The sequence below is a fragment of the Streptomyces sp. NPDC056600 genome (assembly GCF_042792855.1).
Lineage (GTDB): Bacteria > Actinomycetota > Actinomycetes > Streptomycetales > Streptomycetaceae > Streptomyces.
The window spans coordinates 101,360-122,342 of sequence record NZ_JBHTVQ010000002.1 but is presented as its reverse complement, the minus strand read 5'-3'; the positions used below and the strand labels follow the sequence as shown (position 1 = coordinate 122,342).

General features: G+C 74.4%; 11 protein-coding genes. 3 read left to right on the top strand and 8 right to left on the bottom strand.

From position 1 onward, the window contains the following. Position 1: 1 nt before the first annotated feature. The 4 genes from ACFRAV_RS01800 to ACFRAV_RS01785 all read right to left on the bottom strand — a co-directional run bounded on the left by ACFRAV_RS01800 (position 2) and on the right by ACFRAV_RS01785 (position 11,171). Positions 2 to 3,151, bottom strand: a complete 3,150-nt coding sequence (locus ACFRAV_RS01800; RefSeq protein WP_382550467.1) for a hypothetical protein — start codon at positions 3,149 to 3,151, stop codon at positions 2 to 4. Then, a complete protein-coding gene (locus ACFRAV_RS01795; RefSeq protein WP_382550465.1) occupies positions 3,148 to 6,591 on the bottom strand; it encodes a DUF6603 domain-containing protein in 3,444 nt (1,147 codons plus the stop codon). The genes ACFRAV_RS01800 and ACFRAV_RS01795 overlap by 4 nt, the downstream gene beginning before the upstream one ends. After that, the gene (locus tag ACFRAV_RS01790; protein WP_382550463.1) at positions 6,588 to 9,182 is read right to left on the bottom strand and encodes a glycoside hydrolase domain-containing protein; all 2,595 of its coding nucleotides are present in this window, start codon (positions 9,180 to 9,182) and stop codon (positions 6,588 to 6,590) included. Before ACFRAV_RS01790 ends, ACFRAV_RS01795 begins: the two co-directional genes overlap by 4 nt. A gap of 252 nt (positions 9,183 to 9,434) precedes the next feature. After that, the gene (locus tag ACFRAV_RS01785) at positions 9,435 to 11,171 is read right to left on the bottom strand and encodes a cellulase family glycosylhydrolase (protein WP_382550682.1); all 1,737 of its coding nucleotides are present in this window, start codon (positions 11,169 to 11,171) and stop codon (positions 9,435 to 9,437) included. A gap of 515 nt (positions 11,172 to 11,686) precedes the next feature. On the opposite strand from ACFRAV_RS01785, the gene ACFRAV_RS01780 reads away from it, so the two are divergent. Then, positions 11,687 to 12,721, top strand: a complete 1,035-nt coding sequence (locus ACFRAV_RS01780) for an aldo/keto reductase (protein ID WP_382550460.1) — start codon at positions 11,687 to 11,689, stop codon at positions 12,719 to 12,721. Between the two features lie 148 nt (positions 12,722 to 12,869). Here the strand turns inward: ACFRAV_RS01780 and ACFRAV_RS01775 are convergent, their stop codons facing one another. From ACFRAV_RS01775 to ACFRAV_RS01760, 4 genes are all read right to left on the bottom strand, one after another. Beyond that, complete coding sequence (locus ACFRAV_RS01775; protein ID WP_382550458.1) at positions 12,870 to 13,412, bottom strand: GNAT family N-acetyltransferase; 543 nt, start codon at positions 13,410 to 13,412, stop codon at positions 12,870 to 12,872. Between the two features lie 801 nt (positions 13,413 to 14,213). After that, a complete protein-coding gene (locus tag ACFRAV_RS01770; protein WP_382550456.1) occupies positions 14,214 to 15,296 on the bottom strand; it encodes a hypothetical protein in 1,083 nt (360 codons plus the stop codon). Positions 15,297 to 15,418: 122 nt separating this feature from the next. Continuing rightward, complete coding sequence (locus ACFRAV_RS01765) at positions 15,419 to 16,228, bottom strand: response regulator (RefSeq protein ID WP_382550454.1); 810 nt, start codon at positions 16,226 to 16,228, stop codon at positions 15,419 to 15,421. Beyond that, complete coding sequence (locus ACFRAV_RS01760; RefSeq protein ID WP_382550452.1) at positions 16,225 to 17,517, bottom strand: sensor histidine kinase; 1,293 nt, start codon at positions 17,515 to 17,517, stop codon at positions 16,225 to 16,227. Before ACFRAV_RS01760 ends, ACFRAV_RS01765 begins: the two co-directional genes overlap by 4 nt. A 224-nt stretch (positions 17,518 to 17,741) precedes the next feature. On the opposite strand from ACFRAV_RS01760, the gene ACFRAV_RS01755 reads away from it, so the two are divergent. Further along, positions 17,742 to 18,578 (top strand): ABC transporter ATP-binding protein, encoded by an 837-nt coding sequence (locus ACFRAV_RS01755; protein ID WP_382550450.1) that lies wholly within the window; start codon positions 17,742 to 17,744, stop codon positions 18,576 to 18,578. Continuing rightward, on the top strand, positions 18,575 to 20,980 hold the full coding sequence (locus ACFRAV_RS01750) for an FtsX-like permease family protein (protein ID WP_382550448.1): 2,406 nt from the start codon (positions 18,575 to 18,577) through the stop codon (positions 20,978 to 20,980). Before ACFRAV_RS01755 ends, ACFRAV_RS01750 begins: the two co-directional genes overlap by 4 nt. Positions 20,981 to 20,983: the final 3 nt, after the last annotated feature.

The window sequence follows — 20,983 nt, the reverse complement described above, 5'->3', positions numbered from 1 at the left end:
CTCAGGACTCCCCTGTCGGTTCGCCGGTGGTCGTGGGCCCGGGGCGGGCGGTGTCGGTCGGCACGAGCCGCCGCCGTCTTGTCCCGGCCTGGTCGAGTACGAAGCTCTCCGCGCCGCGGGCGACCGCGTCGGCCGCCTCGGCGGCGGTCATCCGCCACGCCTCGCCCGAGGCGTCGACGCCCGCGAGCGCGGTGACGACGCCTCCGTCCTCCTCGAAGGAGGTGACCCGCAAGGCCGGGTCGGGGACCTCCGCGGAGATCATGCGCGGCGCGTACAGCGCGACCCGCACGGGACGCTGGAAGGTGACCGCCGCGGTCTGCGCGCCGTCCGCGCCCCAGCTCGCCGTGGGAGGCGGGGGAGCGGGCGAGGCCGCCGCCGCGTGGAGCGGCAGCGGCCGGCCGGCGAGGTGGCCGGCCGCGGGGGCGTGGCTGAGGGCGGCATACGCGGCCGCGGAGGACGCGGCCATCCCCCAGTGCGCGTCCGCCCAGGTGACGGGAGTGCCGCCGAAGCGGGCGTCGCCGCCCTCGCGGGGCAGCGCGTCCAGACCGAAGCGGGCCCCCGTCGGCTGCTCCTGGAGGACGAAGTACCAGCCGGGACCGCCGTCCTGGCCTCGGGCCTCGCCGATGTCCAGGCCGAAGCCCAGGTACGTCATGTCCGGATCCAGCCGGCCGCGGAACTCCGGGTACCGCACCACGGGGGAGCCGCCGTCCAGGGTGTCGGCGCGCACCGCGTACACGATCGTGTGGGGGAAGCGCCGGAACAGCTCGCCGCGGACCAGCAGCACCAGCATGCCGCGGCCGCCGACCCGGGTGGCGTTGCCGCCCAGCGGCCGCTCGGGCTCCCACTCTGCGATCGGCTCGATGTCGAAGCTCCCCGCCCCGCCGGAGCCGCGGCTGCTCCAGAACTGGCGGAAGAACGTCGCGGCGTAGTCGGTCGGCAGGTCGCGCCAGCGCAGTTCCTCCGCCATGGCGTGGTTCAGGCCGACCAGGTAGGACTCGATGAAGCGCGGGTTGCCCACCAGGACGCCGACGGTGTCCGGCCGGATGTTCTCCGCGCCCGGCAGCAGGGCGCCCGGGAACATCTCCCGCAGCGGTTCGGACGCGGGCTGCGGGAAGTCGGGCGCGGCCGCCAGCGGCCGCAGCGGGTCGGGCGGCTGCGGACCGGGCGTGGTGGTCGGCACCAGGCCGTCGGCGGGCATCAACGGCAGTACCTGCCCGGCCACCGTCCGCTCCGGGGCCACCGGTCCGGCCGTGTCGCCCAGCGTCGCGGCGACGCCGCCGAGTTCCAGCGGGCCGGCGGCCGCGGACAGCGAGGACAGCGGACTCGTCGTCATCTGCCCCGGCAGGTGCGGCACCAGCTCGAAGAGCGCCTTGGACGCGTCACGGAAGCGGGTGTTGATCCGCTCCAGGCGCAGCCGGGTGCGCCTGCGCTCCGGCGGGAGGCCCCCGCCGCCCTGGTCGTCGTCGACGAGGGCGGCCGCCGGGGCCGGCGTCGCGCGGTACACCGGGGTGTCGCCGCCGAACACCCGCGTCCAGCCGGGCGCCGCGGGCACCTCCTCCTTGGCGCGCCGCAGCTTCGGCGCGCCGACCCGGTCGAAGGCGACCGCGCCCTTGGCGGGCTTGAGCGGCACCGTGACCGTGCCCGCGGCCAGCGCGGCCGTCAGCTCCCCGACGTGGCCCGAGGCGCCGCCCGCGGACGGCAGGTGGCGCCCGATCGGCCCGCTGGGACGCACGGCCCGGCGGAACGCCGCCGAAACCGCCCCCTCCGGGAAGACGCTGGTGCGCATCGAGCCGAGCAGCGTGGCCGAACCGCCCGGGGTGTGGCTGCCGTCCGGGCGGAGCCGGACCCTGCTGTGCAGGGGCTGCGTGACGCGCAGCACGGAGTCGGCGGGCAGCGGCGCGATCCGCTTCTCCTGCACGGAGGACGCCACCGACCGGGCCAACTGGGCGCGCCGCAACAGGGCGTTGGCCCGTTCCAGGTCGCCCGCCCGGTCCCAGGCGGCGGCCATCAGCTGTTCCTGCTGTTCGGCCACCACCTGGGCGCCGAGGCCGGCCGCGGCACGGTGGCGCGGGTCCAGGTTCAGCTGCCACTGCCAGCCCTCGGCCCCCGACGCCGAAGGCGGCGGGGCGACGGCGTGGGACCCGTAGAGCGGCGGTGCGACCAGCCGGCTCCCGCCGTCCTCGTCGATCAGCTCCACAAGGTGCCGTGCGAAGGGGGCGCGGGCCTCCTCCGGCCACTGGGTCGACGCGGCCACGGGTGACATCAGGGCGCCCTCGAAACCGAGCTGCGCACCGGGCTCGCCGGCCGGCGGCACGGGCAGCTGCGACCCGGCCGTGGTCAGGTCCATCGGCCGGGAGCCGATCTCGGGACCGAAGGCGACCGGCTCGAGCCGGCGGGCCAGCGACTCGAAGTCGCCGTCCGGGCCGGTGGAGAACTCCCAGTGGTCGTAGACCGGCAGTTCGAACGGGCCGCTGTGACCGGCCGGCTGCGGCCAGGCGTCCTCCCCGGCCGCCGTCACCTCCGAACCCAGTCCGGCCTGCCGTCCCGCTTCGTAGGCCGGGACCACGCAGGCGAGGTAGCTCACGCCCGGCTCCAGCTTCCGCGGGCACAGCAGCCGCGACAGCGTCCGCTCGGCAGGCGCGCCGGCGATGTCCGCCGCGCCGTCGCCGGCGACCTGGACGTGTGCCCAGGCCCACGATTCGGCCAGCGGCGGCAGCTCGCGCAGCACGTCGGCCTGCGCGAGCTCCAGCCAGGGCAACGGCCGGTCCGGGGCCGTGCGCAGGACGGCCGCGTCCTTGCGGACGACGGCGAGCACGATCCACGGCCGCAGCCGCGGTCCGCTCGCCTCCGGGCTGAACAGCCACGGGTAGTCGGGCAGGTCGAACTCGACGGCGGGGAAGTAGTTCGGCTCGAACTGCGCGGTGCGCGGCGGCGGGTCGCGGCGGACGATCTGCCGGACGTCGATGCCCAGGACGTCGCCCGGGCCGTACAGCCGCAGCGTCACGTCGACCGTGTCGGGCTGCCCGTCCTTGGTCACGCCCAGGGTCACCGGCAGGACGGCGCGGCCGCCCTCGCTGCCCTGCGGCCCGGCCGGCACTCCGGCCGCCAGGCCCTGGCGCGACCAGGAGAAGAACCGGTATCCGGCGCTCATGCCGTCATCAACTCCTCGCTGCGCACGATCTGGACGTCCCGGCCCGCCCGGGCCGCCTCGCGGGCGGCGCTCCAGGTGCCGTCGAACTCCGCGGCGGGCGCCGCCAGGTCGGTGACCGCGGCCACCACGTACGACGGCTCGGCGACCGTGGGCCGCGGGGCGTCGACGGCGTACTTGTGGCGTCCGGTCGAGCGCGTCGCGGCCTCCGCCGCCGCGCCCTGCTCGGCCTGCTGCGCGACGGTGTCCCCGTCGGGCCGGAACGCCTCGCCCCGCGCCGGGCCTCCGACGGTGACCGTGTCGAAGGTGACCGGGCAGGAGGCGGCCGGACCCGTGATGAGGGCGTCGTCCGGAGCGGTCAGCCGCGCGCCGGAGGGCATCAGCTCGAAGCCGGGCGCGGCCAGCTTCTCGGCGTCGCCGAGGCCGAGGAACTGTGCGGGGCTGAAGTGGTCCAGGACCGCGGTGGCGTCGTGCCGGGCCCCCGTCACCGAGACGATGTCGAAGCGGGAGAAGTCGGCGGGAGGCGCCGCGCCGAAGCGCGCGATCTCCCGGCGCAGGGGCACGATCCGCTGGGAGACGCGCACCGTGCCCAGCGGATGGACCAGCGTCTCGCCCGCGGCCGGCTCGGGGGCCTTCAGGGTGGCCAGCCGGCCGCCGTCGGCGGGCAGTTCGGCGGCCCAGTTGCCCGCGTCGGCCAGCGCCTGCCGCAACTGGGGCCAGATGGCCTGTCGTTCGGCCCGCGGCAGTTCGCGGGAGCCGCCGAAGGTGGCGTCCACCCCGATGGTCACCTTCAGGAAGAGCACCTTGAAGGTGACCTCGCCCTGCAGGTGCCAGGGGTTGGGGCCGGTGAGGTGGGCCCGCATGTCGATGCCCATGAGCACCTTCGACCCCCGCTTGAGGACCAGGCAGGCGGCGATGTCGACCTGGAAGCCGAACGGCGAGAGTTCGAGCAGCGCGTCGAAGCCCAGGCCCCCCTCGAGCACGAAACCGGCCGCCGCCACGCGCAGTTCGAGCGCGGCGCCCACCTGGACGGTGTTCGCGGTGATGGCCAGGTAGCACTGGGCCCGCAGGCGCGGGTTGTCGCCGTCGGACAGGGCGAGGGTGAGCCGCCGCAGCGCGGGGAAGTTGTCGGGCGGCGTGTAGGACGGATGGAAGCCGCCGATCGACAGCGCGAAGTCCGGGCGCGCGCCCCAGGAGGCCCGCAGCGCCATGTCGCCGGACAGCGCGAACGGGCCGACCGAGGAATCGACCAGTGAGGCGTCGACCGAGACCTCCCGGCGGCCGAAGTCGAGCACACCGACCGCGTCCAGCTGGAGCTTGACCACCGCCTCGTCGGCCGTCGGGAGCAGCGCGCGTAGACGGCCGAGAACGATCAGCCGCAGCGGTGAGGGCAGCTCCAGTACCAGCGCCACCTCCGCCGTCACCAGGGTCGGCGTGCCCCAGGCCAGCTGGACCATCGGCCCGAACAGGTGCCGGTCGCGGGCCGCCGGGAACACCGACTGCAGGGTGCTGACGATCTGCGGCGCCCGGGGGACCGGATCGTCGCGCATGAACATGATCGAGTCGAGGGCGTGGGTGCGCACCCCGGCCCGCAGGGCCTCCACCGAGACGGTCCGGTTGATGCCGAGCAGGCCGCCGACGCCGGTCAGTGTGAACCCGAAGCCCAGTTGCACGGGGGTGAACCCGGACGCCTGGACCAGGGCCAGCAGCGAGAAGCCGGAGTCGCCGTCGGGCATGCGCGTGGTGAGCAGACCGAACGCGTTGAGGGTGATCTCCCCGAACTGCAGGTGCAGCACGCCGGCGTACTGTTCGCGGTCCTCGTCGAAGAACAGGTAGCCGCCGCCGCTGACCGGGCCGTCGATCGACAGCCCGGCGCCGTCCGGCGGCTTGAAGCCCATCTCCAGGCCGACCGGACCCAGATTGCCGGACCCCGGTGTCAGCCGGGTGCGCAGCCCGATGTTCTCCACCGTCGCGTGCAGAGGCCCCAGGGCCAGGCTGCCGGTGGCCCCGACGGTCAGACCCACCGTGCCGGACGCGACGCCCAGGCTCAGCCGCAGCGAGTCCAGCGTGACCAGGCCGAGGGTCTCGTGGACGGGAAGGGTGAGGTCGAGCTGCCCGGAGCCCTCGAAGGACAGCCCGTTGTTCTTGGACCACAGCAGCTTCGCGTCGAAGCGGGCCGTGAGGCCCTCGGGCAGGACCGCCTTCAGGAAGCCGTCCGCCTCCTCGGTGGCCACCACCAGCTCGCAGCCGGCGAGACCGGCCCGCACGAAGGCGTCCGGCGGCTCCTCGGCGTCGACCCGTGCGCCCACCTGGAGGTAGGCCTCCTGGTAGGTGATCGCGGTGCCGCCGCCGGCCGAGAGCAGGGTGCTCGGGGCGCCGCCCGGGTCGGCCGCCCTCAGGCCGACGGCGAGACTGCCGGTGAGGTCCTCGCTCTCCCCGTCGAGCAGCCCGGACCGCAACTGGACCCCGGTCGGCCTGATCGCGACGCCGACGCCCCGGGACAGGTCGACGTCGGTGTCGATCAGCAGGCTCAGCGGGCCGAAGAGCGGGATCTCCAGCGACGCCGAGCCGCGCAGGTACGGCGACAGCTCGATGCCGGCGTCCGTGCCCTCCGCCGTGGTGGCCCGCAGCCGGTGCAGGGAGAAACCGGCCTCGCCGGTCTGCCAGCCGAAGGTGCGCCGCAGCTCCACCAGCAGCTGCGGCGTCGGTTCCGCGTCGGCCGCGGTCGGCGCGTTGCCGATCGAGGCGTCGATGCGGGCGGGCAGCTCGGAGACGATCCCGCGCCCGCCGAAGCCCTGGACCACGAGGCTGATGTTCTCCAGCAGCCGCTCGGCGTCGAACGCGGGGGTGCCCCAGCCGTACTCGCCGCCCAGCGCCGCGCCGGGGTCGGTGAGCAGGGCGCCGATCCGCTCGTAATCGACCACCGCGCGGAAGTGTTCCGTCCGGTAGGAGGCGTGGTCGGCGTCGTGGTGCTCCTGCCGGAAGATCCCGAGCAGCCGGAGCACCGTCGCGGTCGTCGGGGACGCCGTCGTGACGCCCATGACCAGGGCGAAGTCGAGCAGTCTGCGGGGGAGTTCGTCGACGACGCCGGTCCTCTCGACCCAGTCGCCGACGGCCGCGAGGACGTCCGGGAGGGTGCGGGCGAAGGCGGTGACGCCGGTGACGAAGTCCTGCACGGCGAGCAGCAGGTCGGCGTAGCGGCCGGCCATCAGCAGTTCGTCCTCGCGCTCCTCGTCGGTCGACGCGAGGACGGCCTTCAGCGTGGCCGCCACGTCCTGCGCGTCGAGCGTGACCAGGCTCGCCAGGTCGGCGCCCGGCGGGGTCTCCCAGCCGAGCTGGTGGAGGACGGACTCGACGATCTGCGGGTCGCCGAGTGCTCCGGCGGAGGCCGTGACCACCTGGGCGATGCCCTCGAGGGCCTGCTGGAACGTGGTCCGGGTCATGACGCCTCGTCCTCCCATGCGCCGTCCTCCCAGTCGAACCGCCGGTAGTGCTCGTACACGCGCAGGTCCTTGGTGCGGGCTTTCGCCCACTCCAGGTAGCCCTCCGCCGAGTCGGCGTCACCGGGCACCTCGGTGGCGTCGGGATCGGGTGGATAGGCGAGGACCCGGGCCTCGTGCAGCGTGACGGGGTTCGCTCTGAGCCCGGCGAGTTTCGCCTCCGCCCGGGTCCGCCACAGCTTCACCCAGCCCCCCGAGGGAGGGCTCTGCAGTGCCGCGTGCGCCGGGCTCGCGTAGCCGAGGTGCTCGGCCCACAGGCGCCTGCGGACGTCCGCGGCGAGCACGGAGGCGGGACCGCCGGCGGCCTGGTCGAAGAGGCTGAAGTTGACCTCGGTCTCCCGGTTCTGGTGCAGGTCGCCCTTGGGGCGCAGACCGAACAGGACGGTGAGGAAGGGGTGCGTGAACGGGCTCTGGCTGTGGTCGAGCGAGGCGCCGTCGAGGTTCGCCGACCCGACGGTGATCCACTGGTCGTCGATGATCGCGACCTTCGAGTGGATGTAGTTCCGGCAGATCTGCGTCGGGCTCTGCGCGGTGGCGCCCGCCTCGTGGCTCCAGGGAGTGAAGAACCCGACCCGTTTGCGCTGCGCCGGCGTCAGCCCGTCGAGCACCCCGGAGACGTGCTGCGGGTGCAGGACGTCGTAGCCGGGGATGTCGACCTTGTTGTTGGTCAGCACGATCACCGACAGGTCGGGCGCCGCCTTCACCCGTCGCACCAGCGCCTCGGCCACGACGTCGTTCGTGAAGTACTGGTTCTCCAGGTAGATGTACCGGTCGGCCGTCTCGATCGCGCGTAAGTAGGACTCCAGCACCGTCTTCTCGCCGCGCGGGAACTGCGTGTAGCGCGCGTTGCCGGCGAGGCTGCGGACGACCTGGAGGGAGGCCGTGCCCGCGGCGGGCGGCGCGGGTTCCGGCTCCACGGGGGTCGCGTCGGGATCGGCCTGGTTCCAGTGCAGCGCGAAGGTCTCGTTGAGGTGACCGATCGCCGGGCCACGCACGCGCAGACTGACGTCGTGCGTCGGCACCTTGACCGCGCGTGAGTCGACGCAGCTGCGGATGTCGCCGTGGCGGGGGTCACCGATCAGGTGGCCGGTGCCGTCGTAGTAGTCCGAGATGAAGGGCGACCCGATCAGGTAGGCGACCTTGTTGTCGATCACGACGAACTTGGTGTGGATCGGGGCGGTCACCGGGGTGCGCATCCTGCGCACGGAGACGTTGGGCACGTCCCGCATCGCCCGGGTGACCCGCGCCCCGCTGGTGACCGGCCACGGGACGTCGAACACCTTGTGGGCGGTGAGCTGGTTGCAGGCCAGCCGGACCTTGACGTCCTTCTCCCGGGCGACCTTGCGGAGCGCGTCCTCCAGCCGGCCGCCGGTCATGGGGACGCCTTCCTCGGGCGTCGCGTCGTCGAAGGTCATGAAGACCCGGCCGACGTCCAGGTAGAACAGCATCCAGTCGATGGAATGCTCGGCCTTGAGGACGTCCTCGTACAGCGCCTTCCACGCCACCTCGTTGTCGATCAGCGGCTCGACGCTGTTGCCGGCGACCGTCCGGGGGAACGCCCCGCCGGTGGCGACCCGGCCCGTCAGTTCGGCGGCGGCGATCCGCACCGGCTCGGGCAGCACCAGGTCTTCCTTGACGTCCTCGTAGGGTCCGATGTCCGGGCCCAGCTGGCGGCCGATCAGGTTGAAGACCCGCACGACCAGGTCGTCGGTGCCGCCGTCGTAGCCGAGGACGAAGGAGCCGTCGGCTCCGGTACGCGCGTAGCCGTAGTAGGGCTCGCCCTGCGTCGAGTACGCGTTCACCAGCAGCCGGTCGCCGTGCAGCTCGCGTCGGAAGACGCCGACGGCGAGATCGGCGATGCCGCGGCCCGCCGCGTCGACCACCCGCCCCGACACCTGCCGGTTGGGGCTGTCCTCCGGCTCCCACAACCGCACGTCCTCCACGACCGTCCGGTTGCGGTCCCAGTGCGGCGGATCGTCGATGGTGTACTGCTGGATCTGCGCGGCCGGGTACCAGTTGCGCCTGCTCCAGGCGGCCGTCTGCCACAGCCACCGCACCTGCAGGGTGGTGTGCAGGTGCTCGACGACCTCGTAGCCGCCGTAGGCTCCGGTGTTCTCCGCGCCGAAGGTCTCGATCACGCCGCGGAAGTACTCGTCGACCTGGCCCGGATTGCCCGCCGTGTCGAAGTCGACCGCGAAGTGGACGACGGAGTCCTCGGGCGCCTTCAGCCGCTTCAGCTGCTCCCGGGCGGCCTCGGCGTCGCTCACGCCGTCCTGGCGGCTGCCGGTCGCCCGCCCGGCGGTGGTCTCCCACACGAAGCCGACGGCGATGCCCTCGTGGTGCAGCGCACGCCGCTCGGTAGGGCTCAGCTGCTTGGTCCGGTGGTTCCTGGTGTTCGGCGACAGGTAGCGGATCACGAAGGCGGCCCCCATGGCCTTCACCTCGGCCGCGGTGTGCCGGTCGCTGTAGTCGACGCCTTCGCGTAAGGCGACCGGAGTCGCGGCGAGGCTGATTTCGGGCACGCTGATGGTCACGTCACAGTCCCCCGATCTGTGAAGAATTTGTGCCAGGAATGCATCCTGGGTGTGCACGGTGTGATCAGTCAACGGTGGTGCACGGAGTGATGGGGGATCTTTCCGGCTTCGGCAGTGGCCGGCGGGCGCCCCGGCGACCCGCCCCGCCCGGGCGCGGGCACGCACCCGGGAACGCCGGAGGGGGCGGCCGGTTGTCCGGCCGCCCCCTCCTTCATCCCGTTCGGCTACGCTCCCCGCTCGCCGATCAGGAGCTCATGAGGCCGTGCAGGTCGCCGTCGGCGCCGCGGAGGCGCCGTTGCCCTGGAGGCCGAAGGTGGTGGAGCCGCCCGCCGCCACCGCGCCGTTGTGCGAGGCGTTCTTCGCGGTCACGGCGGCGCCGCTCTGGGTCACCGTGGCGTTCCAGGAGTTGGAGACCGTCTGGCCGCCGGGCCAGGTCCAGGTCACCGTCCAGCCCTTGAGGGCGGCGGCGCCCGGGTTGGTCACCGTGACGGTGGCCTGGAAGCCGGTGTTCCAGCTGCTGTCGACGCGCAGGGCCGCGGTGCAGCCGCCGTTGCCGCTTCCGTCCGAAGCCGCGGTGCGGGCGGTGACCGAGGCCGAGGCGGACGAGGTGTTGCCCGCGGCGTCCTTGGCCCGCACCGAGTAGCTGTAGTCGGTGGAGGCGGTCAGACCGGTGTCGGCGAACGTCGTGCCGGACGCGGAACCGACCTTGGTGGCGCCGCGGTAGACGTCGTAGCCGGTCACCGCCGTGTCGTCGGTGGACGCGGTCCAGGAGAGCGAGACACCGGAGGCGGTCGTCCCGGTGACCTTGAGACCGGTCGGCGCGGTAGGGGCCTGGGTGTCGCCGCCCCCGCTGCTGCCGCCGCCGGTGAAGCCGGGGGACTTGATGCTCGTGAGGTAACCGTCCTTGGTGGTGTCGACCGAGGTCCAGTCGTCCTTCAGGATGCCGCCGGTGTCGCCCGAGTCGGGATTCCAGGACCAGTACGTCCACGAGAAGCTGTCGGCGCCGTACTGCGCGGTGGGGCGCAGGTAGTCGGCCAGCGTCTTCAGCCAGGTCCGGTCGGTGGCCGCGGTCAGGGTGCTGCCGAACTCACCGACCCAGACCGGGGCGATGTTCTCCTTGAAGACGTAGCCCCAGTTCTTGTCCCAGATGCCCGCCATGTTGGCGGGGAAGGCCGGGTCGTCGAACCAGGGCTGGTTCGCCACGCTCGTCGCGTACTCGTGGGCCGAGTAGACGACGCGGTGGGGCGTGCTGAGCTCCACCGGGTACTTGCGGACGCCCTGGAGGTTGCCGCCCCACCAGGTGGTGCCGCCCTCGAAGGACTGCACGCCCTCGACGAAGATCAGCATGTCCGGGTTGGCCGCGAGGACGGCGTTGCCGCCCCTCTGGGCGGCCAGACGCCAGTCGGTGGCGGCGTCGCCGCAGCCCCAGCAGGCAGGGTCGTGGGGCTCGTTGTGCAGGTCGATGCCGACCACGGTGGGGTTGTTCGCGTAGCGCGCGGCGATCGACTTCAGGTCGGCGATCCAGGTGGACTCGGGGACGGCGCTGGTGTACCAGAGCGCCGACTGGCCCGCGGAGTCCGGCCGGTGGCGGTCGAGGATGACCTTCAGGCCGACGGTGCCGGCGTAGCCGACGATCTTGTCCATCACCTGGAGGGAGTTGAGGCCCTGCAGGTCGGTGTTCATGTTGTAGTAGGTGATCCCGCTCGGCGTCGCGCCGGACTTGAACACGTCGTCGCTGTACGGCAGCCGGATGGTGTTGTACCCCAGCTGCTTCATCTGGTCGATCATGCTCTTGTAGTCACGGGCCCACAGGCCGTGCGGCACGAGGTTGGACGTCTCGAAGCCGAACCAGTTGACGCCCGCGATGCGCACCGGCTGGCCGGCCGCGTCCAGGATCTGGCGGCCGCTGGTGTGCCAGTAGCCGGCTCCGGCCGCCGGGGCGGCCTGCGCGGTGCCGGCGGCGGCGAGCGGCGCAGCGAACAGCGCCATGGCGAGGGCGGTGACGAGCGCGGCCCGTCGCCCGGTGCGGTGCGCGCGTCCGGCCCGGGCCGCCCGGAGGCCCCGTCCCGCGCTGCCTAAGAGTCCGATCATCGTGTGTGCGCTCCTTGTCGAGGGCCGGGTTGGCGGGTGGACGCGGGGGTCGCCACTCGCGTGGGAGCGCTCCCGTCGGCGCCGCCCATACAGAAGCGGACGTGTTCATGTCGCGTCAAGAGATCTGACGGGGATGCAAGTTGTGAAGGCGGTAAGGCGCGTCGGCCGGGGAGGCGGCCGCCGGTGGTTCAGGGGGTGACGGCGGGAGCGGCGGACCGCACAGGTGGCGCACAGGTGGCGTGCCGCCGGTGTCCGCCGCCAGGTTCAGTTCTTCGCGGGGTCCGGCGGGCGCCGAGGTCTCCCGTGCGACCTTCCGCGCGGGAGCGGAATGTCCTTCCCCCACAGCGTGGTTCACCGTACTAGCGTGGAAAGCGAGGGCGCCCGCCGGGCGCCGACGAGGCTGAGGGGGCCGCATGAGCGACGCAGGCGACAGCAACGCGATCGAGGCGATCAGGAAGACCCGGCTGGGCTCCGAAGGCCCCCTCGTGGGGGTGCAGGGCTTCGGCGCGATGGGCATCAGCTTCGCCTACGGGCAGACGGACGACGCGGCGGCCAGGGACACCCTGGAGGCCGCCGTCGAGGCGGGCGTCACCCTGATCGACACCGCCGACATGTACGGGGACGGCCGGAACGAGGAGTTCCTCGCCCCGTTCCTCGCCGCGCACCGCGACGAGGTCACCATCGCCACCAAGTACGCCAACGTGGTGCTGCCCGACGGCGGCCGGGCCGTCCGCAACGACCCCGCCTACATCCGGCAGGCCGTCGAGGGCAGTCTGCGGCGGCTGGACGTCGACGTCATCGATCTGTACTACATGCACCGCCGGGACCCGGCCGTGCCGTTCGCCGAGTCGGTCGGGGCCATGGGCGACCTGGTGCGGGAGGGCAAGGTCCGGTACCTCGGGCTCAGCGAGGTCACCGGCGACGAACTGCGCGAGGCGCACGCCGTGCACCCGATCACCGCGCTGCAGTCGGAGTGGTCCGTCTTCAGCCGCAGCGTAGAGCGCAGCGCGGTGGGCGCCGCCGCCGAGCTCGGCGTGGGCATCGTGCCCTACTCCCCGCTCGGCCGGGGCTTCCTCACGGGGGCGTTCACCGACGCGGGCAAGGAGCTCCCCGACGACGACTTCCGCCGCTCGCAGCCCCGCTTCACGGGGGACAACGCCAGGGCGAACGCCGCGCTGCTGGCGCCGCTGCAGAAGATCGCCGCCGACCGCGGGGCCACCATGGCGCAGATCGCCCTGGCCTGGGTGCAGCAGCGCGCCGAGGTGCACGGCCTGTCCGTGGTGCCCATCCCGGGGACCCGCAAGCGCGCCCGCCTCCTGGAGAACGCGGCCGCCACCCGCATCACCCTGACCGAGGGCGAACTCGCCCTCCTGGAGCCGATCGCCGGCCAGGTCACGGGCGACCGCTACGCCAACATGGCCTCCACGGCCGACGCCCGCGAGGCGTGAGGCGGGCCCGCGAGGCGTGAGGCGGGATTCGGAGCGACGCGGTGGCCGGTCGACACCGGGCACCGCGACGCCTTCGCGCCCAAGCCCCTGGACCGCGGACCCGGAGCCACCCTGACGGCGGGCGCACCGCGGGCGCGGTCCCGGAACCTCAGCCTCGCGCGTCCGGCTTCCACTCCTGGACGAGGAGCCCGAGGATCACTTCGTCCAGGAACTCGCCCAGCACCCACGCCGAGGAGCGCATCACGCCCTCGCGGACGAAGCCGTTGCGTTCGGCGGCGCGCAGCATGGCGTGGTTGTCCGCCAGCGTCTCGATCTGCAGCCGCTGCAGGCCGCGGACCACGAAACCGTAGTAGCAGAGCGTCGCGACCACGTCCGTGCCGTAGCCCTTGCCGCGCGCCTCCGGCAGCAGGCCGAGTCCGATGTGGGCGGACCGGTGGTGGTTGTCGATGCCCCACAGCGTCGCGGTACCGGCCAGGGACCCTCCCTCCAGCTCCACCACGGAGAACGCGACGCTGCCCTGCGCCGTGTCGTCCACCACGAGCCGTGGGTCCTGCGAGGTGGGTGAGAGCGGCCGCCACGGACCGGCCTCGGCCCGGGCGGAGTTGACCACGTCGTTGTAGAGCCCGGTCCGCAGAGTGGAGATGTCGTCCTCGTGCCGGGCCCTCAGCCCGATCCTGTCGCCCTTCAGCATGCGGGCTTCCTATCCGACGGGGATCGCCCCCGGCAAACGAATAACCGGGCGGCCCGAGTCGACGCGGTGGAGGGGCCGGACATCACCCCATGCGGTCGGCCGGCAGAGCGCCGGAGCGTGCCTCGCAGGACATGGTGCCGCCGCCCGCGCGAGAACGCTTCCGGGCCCGGGAACAACCGTCCGGCTCCGGTACGATCACCGCACTCGTCCTCCGTGATCTTCGTGAGGGCATGGCGGATGTGGAGCGGGGCGGGATGACAGCGGTGGTGCGGGGTCTCGGCGTGCGGGCGCTGCGGGGGGTGGTGACGGGACTCGTCGCTCTCGGAGCGGTCGCCTGTTCCGCCGGGGAGGCGGAGAAGGAGCGGGACGCGGGACGGCCGGCGCCGTCGTCGCCCGTCGCCTCGTCGTCCGCCACCCGGAACAGCGGTTCGCCGTCCCCCTCTCCGTCCGCCTCGGCCTCGTCGGGCGCGGGGAGGCGGACCGCTTCGGCGGCCGACCGGGGTGACGCGTCTCCGCCGGCCCCGCGCAGGACCGGCGCGACCTCGGGCGGCGGGAGCGTGAGCGGCGGGAGCGTGGGCGGCGGAGGCTCCTCCGGCGGGTCGGACGGCGGGTCCGTCCCGCAGAACCCGAACCGCGGGCCCACGCCCCCGCCCGCACCGGACAGGCCGGTCCCGACCCCCGAGGTGCCCCCGGCCGGCCCGGGCGAGCCGGTGGCGACCTACACCTTCGGCGGCTGACGGACCGTCCCGTGGTGCGGCGGCGCGCACCGGCCGCCCGGTGCGGCGGGCAAGGCGACCGAGGTCAGCGCAGGAGGAGCAGGGTGAGGACCGCCAGAGCGACGACCACCGCCCCGCCCACCGCGAACGTGAACCGCCCCTCCTCGGACAGCCGCCCCACGACCCGGACGTCACCGTCGGGGGAGAGGAACGCGTAGAACTCCCGGCGGCCCGCGCTGGGCAGTCGCGCCCGCACCACCTTCAGCCGCCGCACGACGACGTGCCGTCCCCGCTCGTCCGCCCGCCGGCCCAGGTGCCGCTCCAGGAAGGCGCGGTGCTCGGGGGAGAGGTCGTCGGGCAGCGGCGCGTCGTCGTCCAGGACGTCCTCCCGCCAGCCCGCCCCGTCCAGCTCGGCGGCGACCCGGCGGGGCCGCGGGGTGGGAGGGGACGGTTCCTCGGTCTCGGGATCCCAGGCGATCCGTCCCGCCGTCCAGGTCGTCACGTTCCCGTTCCCCTCGCAGGCCGTGCACCCGACGGTGCCCCTGCGGCCGCACGGTTTGCAGGGGATGCGACCACTGGCGTCGCAGTCCTTGCACCTGACCCTTCCCCAGCCCCGGCAGCCCGGGCAGGCGGCGGCGGGCGTGTGGCAGCCCTCGCAGGTCACCCGCTGCTCGACGGTGCCCGTCCGGCCGGGCCGCAGCCGTCCGGTCGGGGCGTCGGCCAGGCCGCCGTGCTTGAGGTGCTGGGTGCACGCGGAGACGCCCGCGCACATCGGGCACACCTGGGCCGGGTCGCAGGAGCGGTACCTCTTGCCGTCGCAGTCGGGGCAGGTCCGACGACCGTTGCCGCAGCCGCACGCCCCCTGGTGCACGGTGCCGCGCCTGACCAGGTCGAGGGGCTGCCCGAGCGGCTTCTGGTGAGGGCCGAGCTTGTGTTCCGTCAGCACGTCGTAGGTCGGCCGACCGGCCAGGTCCACGGACCCCGGAAGGTGCCGCGTCGTCTCGGTGCGGCGTTCCACGCTGCGGGTGATCGTGAGCTCGACGAGGTGCGAGGGCGACAGGTCGAAGTCCGTCGGCGCCGGGGCCGGCCGCCTGCCGCGGCCGGAGCGCGCCACGTACGCGCACAGCCGGGCGCGCACCTCGTCGTCGGACGGATCGTTCAGTGCCAAGGCGGCGCCCACTCTCCCCGGTCGAGCCGGTCGAACCGGTCCCGCGCGGTCGTAGGCGCGGGCCGTGCCGAGCGGCACCAGTGTGGCGGGCGCGTGGACGCGGCGGAAGGGCGCGTGGGAGCTCAGGGACCAGGAGGCGGCCCGGCGGGACCGACCAGCCCGGTCTCGTAGGCGAGGACGACGGCCTGCACCCGGTCACGGAGGTGGAGTTTGGCCAGCACGCGTCCGACGTGGGTCTTCACGGTGGTCTCGGCGAGGTGCAGGTGGCGGGCGAGCTCGGCGTTGCTCCGGCCCTGGGCGAGCAGGCGCAGCACTTCCAGCTCGCGCGGGGTGAGTACGGCCAGGTCACGGTGGAGCGCGGGAGCGGGGGCCGGAGCCGGCGCGCCGGTGGCATGACGTGCCGGAGCCCCGGAACCCGCGCCCGCGGAGGCTGCGGCGCCCGCATCCGAGCGGGCGTACCGCTCGACCAGGCGGCGGGTGATGGCCGGGGCCAGCAGCGCGTCGCCGGAGCGGACCAGGCGGACCGCGGCGACCAGGTGCTCGGGAGTGACGTCCTTGAGCAGGAACCCGCTCGCCCCCGCCGACAGGGCCGCGTAGACGAACTCGTCCAGGTCGAAGGTGGTCAGGATGATCACGCGGGGCGCGTAGGCCCCGGTGGTGGGGTCGGCGTGAGGGGCGACATGGATGCCGGCGCCGGCGCCGGTGTCGGTGGCGGCCAGGACGCGCCGGGTGGCCTCCAGGCCGTCGAGCCGCGGCATCCGCACGTCCATCAGGACCACGTCGGGCCGGGTGCGCCGCACCGCCTCGACGGCCTCGAGACCGTCGGCCACCTCGGCCACGACGTCGATGCCGTCCGCCGCGAGGATCATGCGGAAGCCGGTGCGCACCAGGGCCTGGTCGTCGGCGATCACCACGCGCGGCGGTGCGGTCATGCGGTCTCCAGGGGGATGAGGGCAGTGACGCGGAAGCCGCCGGTGAGCCGGCGGCCGGTGTCCAGGGTGCCGCCGTACAGGGCGAGCCGCTCGCGCAGGCCGATCAGGCCGCGGCCGTTCCCGGCGGCCGCCGACGGCGACGGGGCGCCTCCGGTGTCGGTGACCACCACCCGCAGCAGCGTGTCGTCATGGGTGACGGTCACCTTCGCCTCGGCGCCGCGGGCGTGCCGGACGGTGTTGGTCAGCGCCTCCTGGACCACGCGGTAGGCGGCCAGCCCCACCCCGGCGGGCACCTCCCGCCCGCTGCCGTCGACGGTCAGCGTGACGGCGACGCCCGTCTGCCGGACGCGGTCGACCAGGCACTCCAGCTGGTCGAGGCCCGGCTGGGGCGCCAGGTCCCCGCCGGCCGGCCCGGCCATGCCGTCGCCGTCGCGGTCGTCCATGGTCAGCAGGCCCATGACGTGCCGCAGTTCGGTCAGCGCGGCCCGGCCGCCCGCCTCGGCCGCGAGGAGCGCCTCACGGGCCTGGCCGGGGGCCTTGTCCATGACCGCGCGCGCCGCGCCCGTCTGGATCACCATCATGCTCACGTTGTGCGTGACGACGTCGTGCAACTCCCGTGCGATGCGGGCGCGCTCGTGCTCGGCCGCACGGCGCAGGTCCTCGGCCCGTTCGCGTTCGAGGGCGGACATGCGCGCCCGGCTCTCCTCGGCGCGGAACATCCAGGCGCGCAGCCCCACCGTCGCCACGAGGAGCGGAACGAGGATCAGCAGCGGGACGTACTGGTTGGGGACCGGCGTCGTCGGCGAGACCCGCACGCCCTCGGAGTCACCGGCGACGGTGAGCACCAGGACCGGCAGGCTCACCAGGGTGAGCGCCCGGTAGGGACTGTAGGCCGCGGCGCTGTAGGCGGCGACGACGCAGGCGTAGAAGACGAGCCGGCGGGCGTCGTGCGGCGTCAGCGCGGCCGCGCCCGTCACCACCCACAGTGCGGCCAGCGGGTACCGGCGGCGCAGCAGCAGCGGGGCCCACGCCGCCACGGTCAGGGACGCGGCGGCGGCCACGCTGCCCGCCCCCGCCGCACGGACCAGCGGGGCCACGCCGTCCGGCGCCCCGGCGACCAGCGACGCGCCGGTGGTCACGGCCCAGCTCAGCATCACGGAACCGAGGAGCAGCACCAGCGCCGTGTCGAAGAGCAGGTTGCGCCGGGTCGGGCGCGGCAGCGGTCCGGTCGGCCGGAACAGCGACCTGGTCCCGTCCCGCAGCCACCGCACCGCCGGCCCACTCGTCACCCCCGCATCCTCACAGACGCGCGGACCGCCGCGCATCCTCCTCCCGGCCGCCGCGACGCCCCGGCGTCCTCCTGACGACTACGTCTCAAGGACGACACCGGCGGACGTCGTCCCCGCGGACCACCGGAAATGCCCCGGCCGACGGACGCGCCCCCATCCCTCCCACGCCTAGCGTCCGGCGGGTCGGAACGAAGAGGCCACGAGGCCGCAACGAGGGAGTCGCCATGACCGCGCCGGTGATCGAACTGCGTGACGTGAGCCGCGGGTACGGCGAGGGACCGCCCGCCCTGGACGCGGTGTCGCTCACCGTGCGGCCGGGCGAGGCGGTGGCGGTCCTCGGCCCGTCCGGCAGCGGCAAGTCCACGCTGCTCAACATGGTCGCCGGGCTGGACCGGCCGGATGGCGGGAGCGTCACCGTGGACGGGGTGCGGATCGACGGGCTCGGCGAGGCGGCGGCGGCCCGCCACCGGCGGGACAGGATCGGCATGGTGTTCCAGTTCTTCAACCTGCTCGACGACCTCACCGTCACCGACAACGTCGTCCTGCCCGCCCAGCTCGCGGGCATGGCACGGCGGGAGGCGTTCCGCAGGGCGAAGGAGCTGCTGGAGGCGCTCGGCGTGGACCGTCATGCCGACGCCCTGCCCGGCCGGCTGTCCGGCGGTGAACGCCAACGCGTAGCGGTGGCCCGGGCGTTGGTGAACCGGCCGCCGCTGCTGCTGGCCGACGAGCCGACCGGCGCGCTGGACAGTGCCTCCGGACAGGAGGTCGCGGGCCTGCTCGCCCAGCTCCACGCCGAGGGGCAGACCGTTGTCGTGGTCACCCACGACCTCGCCCTGGCCCGGGCTTGCACCACCCGCACGGTCCGGCTCGTCGACGGCCGGATCGCCGAGGACGGCGCGACCGGCGACGTCACCGCACTGGGGGCCGGTGACGGCGGCGGCGCGGCGGGGAGCGCCGACGGGTTGGGCGCGGTGCTTGGCACCGGCGGCTTCGGCGCGGCGCGGAGCTCCGACGGCTTCGACCGCTTCGACGGCGGCACGGCTGTGGGGCGGACCCGATGAGCGCGCTGAGCCGGGTGGTGCGCTCGGGCGTGGCCCGCCGCAGGGTGCCGGGCATCGTGATCGGTCTGGCCACCATGATGGCGGTGGCGGCCTCCCTCCTCGGCGCAACGCTGATCGCCGCCTCCGGCGCGCCGTTCGACGACGCCTTCCGCCGCGCGCACGGCGCGCACCTGTCCGTCCAGTTCGACGCGGACCGCATCGACGCCGGGCAGGTGAAGGCCTCCGCGCACGCCGCCGGCGTCGCCGCCGCATCCGGCCCCTTCCGCACCGCCACGGTCGCCCCGCGGACCGAGGACGGCACGCAGGGCTGGCCGATGACCGTGGCCGGCCGTGCCCGCCCGGGCGGCGGAGCCGACCGCGTCACGCCGGTGGACGGGCGGTGGGCCGAGCGCCCGGGAGAGATCGTGCTCTCCGCCGACTCCCCGCTCCTCCCGGTCCTGGGGATGCGGCTCACCTTCCCCGGGCTGCCCGCCGAGCCGTCGGTGAAGGTGGTCGGCGTGGCCCGCTCGGTGACCGGGACCGCCGACGCCTGGGTGGTCCCGGCACAGATGCGCGCCCTCACCGGGGACGGCGCCGGCGGCTACCAGATGCACTACCGGTTCGCCCACGCCGGCGCCGGAGCCGATACCGGGGCCGGGACCGGCGCCGACGCCGGCACCGACGCCGGCACCGAGGCAGGGATCGCCGCCGGGCTCGAGGCCGTCACGGCCGGGGCGCCCGAGGGCGCGGTGACCGGCGAGCAGTCCTGGCTCACCGTCAGGAAGGCCGTCGAGCGCGACACGGCGCTCTACGTGCCGTTCCTGCTCGCCTTCGGCGTGCTGGGCCTGGTCATGTCGGTCCTGGTCGTCGGCAACGTGGTCGCCGCCGCAGTCGGGACGGCGACCCGGCGGATCGGCATCCTCAAGGCCGTCGGGTTCACCCCCGGCCAGGTGGTCCGGGCGTACGCGGCGCAGGCCCTGGCTCCCGCGGCGGTGGGCACGCTGCTGGGGGTCGTCACCGGCCATCTGCTCGCGGTGCCGGTGCTGGCCGAGACCGCGGAGGTGCACGGCGGGACGACCCTGGCCGTGACCCCCTGGATCGACGCCGTGGTCGTCGCCGGGGCGCTCGGCCTGGTGACGGCGACGGCCTGGGCGAGCGCGTGGCGTGCCGGACGGCTGCGCACCGTCGACGCCCTCGCGGTGGGCGCCACCGCGCGGCCGGGGCGCGGACGGGTCCTCGCCCGGCGGATCGCACGGCTCCCGCTGCCGCGCCCGGTGGGCCTGGGGCTGGCCCGGCCCTTCGCCCGGCCCGGGCGCGCACTGGCCATGGCCGCCGCCATCGTGTTCGGCACCGCCGCCGTCACCTTCACCGTCGGGCTCGGGGCGTCGCTCACGAAGGTGATGGAGGCCAAGGCCCACGACGTCGCGGACGTCACCGTGGAGGCGCCGCCGCCGGAGCTGGGCCCGCACGGCCCCGCACCGCGCCGCGAGGGGGCCGTCGCCGACCCCGAGGAGATCGCCGGGGTCGTCGACGCGCGGCCCGGGACCGCCCGGCACTACTTCCGTACGAAGGCGCGGGCGACCGTCCCCGGGGTGGGCGGCGTCACCGAGGTCGTCGCCTTCACCGGGGACGCCTCGTGGGGCGGCTACACGATGGTCGCCGGCCGGTGGTTCGGGAAGCCCGGCGAAGCCGTCGTGCCCACCGGGTTCCTCGGCGCCACCGGCACCCGGCTCGGCGACACCGTCACCCTCGGCGGCCTGGGTGATCCGGTCACGGTACGGCTCGTCGGCGAGGTCCTCGACACCCGCAACGACGGCATGGTGGTCCTCACCGACGCCGCCGGCCTCCCCGCCGCGGCGCTCGACCCGGCGGAGACCGCGCAGCACATCAAGGTGACGTCCGGCACCGACGCCGCCTCCTACGCCGCCGCGCTGGACGAGGCGCTGGAGCCGCTGGGGGTCACCGCCCGGGCCGGCGGGGACGACCGCAGCAGTTCCATGGCCCTCACCCTCGGCGCGCTGTCCGCGACGCTCACCCTGATGCTGGTCGTGGTCGCCGGCCTGGGCGTCCTCAACGGGGTGGTCCTGGACACCCGGGAACGTGTCCGCGAACTCGGCATCCACAAGGCGCTGGGCATGACGCCCCGGCAGACGGTCACCACGGTCGTCGCGTCCGTCCTCGTGACGGGACTGGCGGGCGGGACCGTCGGCGTGCCGCTGGGGCTCGCGCTGCACGGGGCGGTCGTGCCCGCCATGGGCCACGGCGCGGGCCTGCGCCTGCCCGCCTCCGTCCTCGACGTCCACACCGCGCCGGAGTTGACCGCGCTGGCCTCGGCCGGGCTGGTCATCGCCGTCCTCGGCGCGCTGCTGCCGGCGGGCTGGGCCGCCCGTACGCGGACGGCGGTCGCTCTCCGCACGGAGTAGAGC

What these genes read in the sequence shown, in the direction of transcription:
- ACFRAV_RS01785 (WP_382550682.1), bottom strand. Translation starts at nt 11,171, where the DNA reads ATGGCGCTGTTCGCTGCGCCGCTCGCCGCCGCCGGCACCGCGCAGGCC.
- ACFRAV_RS01795 (WP_382550465.1), bottom strand. Translation starts at nt 6,591, where the DNA reads ATGACCCGGACCACGTTCCAGCAGGCCCTCGAGGGCATCGCCCAGGTG.
- ACFRAV_RS01765 (WP_382550454.1), bottom strand. Translation starts at nt 16,228, where the DNA reads ATGACCGCACCGCCGCGCGTGGTGATCGCCGACGACCAGGCCCTGGTG.
- ACFRAV_RS01780 (WP_382550460.1), top strand. Translation starts at nt 11,687, where the DNA reads ATGAGCGACGCAGGCGACAGCAACGCGATCGAGGCGATCAGGAAGACC.
- ACFRAV_RS01800 (WP_382550467.1), bottom strand. Translation starts at nt 3,151, where the DNA reads ATGAGCGCCGGATACCGGTTCTTCTCCTGGTCGCGCCAGGGCCTGGCG.
- ACFRAV_RS01750 (WP_382550448.1), top strand. Translation starts at nt 18,575, where the DNA reads ATGAGCGCGCTGAGCCGGGTGGTGCGCTCGGGCGTGGCCCGCCGCAGG.
- ACFRAV_RS01775 (WP_382550458.1), bottom strand. Translation starts at nt 13,412, where the DNA reads ATGCTGAAGGGCGACAGGATCGGGCTGAGGGCCCGGCACGAGGACGAC.
- ACFRAV_RS01755 (WP_382550450.1), top strand. Translation starts at nt 17,742, where the DNA reads ATGACCGCGCCGGTGATCGAACTGCGTGACGTGAGCCGCGGGTACGGC.